General features: G+C 63.6%; 1 protein-coding gene. It reads left to right on the top strand.

The features are described from left to right. Window positions 1-239: alpha/beta hydrolase (locus CJ177_RS46485; protein ID WP_143548834.1), on the top strand; the 239-nt coding region annotated here is incomplete at its 5' end. Between the last annotated feature and the right edge of the window lie 690 nt (window positions 240-929).

Here is a 929-nt window from a genome sequence, read left to right on the forward strand (position 1 = left end):
TCAAGTTCATGAACTTCTACCCCTTCAACGACATCGAGACCATCTCGCCCCGCCCGATGCTGTTCATCGCCGGCGAAGACGCGCACTCGCGCGAGTTCACCGAAGAGGCCTACCGCCTCGCCGGTGACCGCAAGGAACTGGTGATCGTGCCCGGTGCCGGTCACGTCGACCTCTACGACCGGGTCGAGATGATCCCCTTCGACAAGCTGACCGAGTTCTACACCCAGAACCTCACCTAACGGGTTGGCGGGCAGTGACCGGACCCGGTTGTGCATTTCCCTATCACCATCAACCTCGACGCGTGATGCCAGGGACACCGAGACGCATCCACAGGTGCACGGACAGAACCGTTCTCGCGACGACACGCCCGCACCGCACCGCGGTTGCCGAACCGGGTTGACGGAGTACGGACGGAAGGACACCGATGACTGGGCACAGTGCCGACAACAATGAACGAGCGGGAACGATCGCGATCGGACTGGCCATCGCGATCACCGCCCTCCTGACCCACCTGGAGGCAGTGGCCTGTTGACTGCTCAGGCCGGCCCTCTCACGACGCGGGCCGTAACGGGTCTTGCCCACGCAGCGCACGCGGTCGGCAGGTCGGCAGCCGCACCCCGGGCGGGCCGGCAGAAGGCGGGGGCGGACTGGTATCGGGCTCCGCGGATTGGCGTACAGCGACGACGACACCCTTCGGGAGAGCGACCGGGCTGAGGTTCCGGCAAGTTCGTGAGAATCGAGCACCGACGCGGCGTTGAGAACCCGCAGGTTGTAGGCCTCGTGGAGTGACATCGAGCCGTGGAATCTACAGTTTGTGGGGATCTAGGACGCGTGCCGCCCCGGGGTTTCACGTGTCCTGTGACAGTCGATCGTCCTTTTTGTCAGTGAATCTTGCTCGTTCCCGTTTCTCTGCCAGTACAGTTTGCTCG

The organism is Rhodococcus sp. ACPA1 (assembly GCF_002300195.1).
GTDB classification, from domain to species: Bacteria; Actinomycetota; Actinomycetes; order Mycobacteriales; family Mycobacteriaceae; genus Rhodococcus_F; species Rhodococcus_F opacus.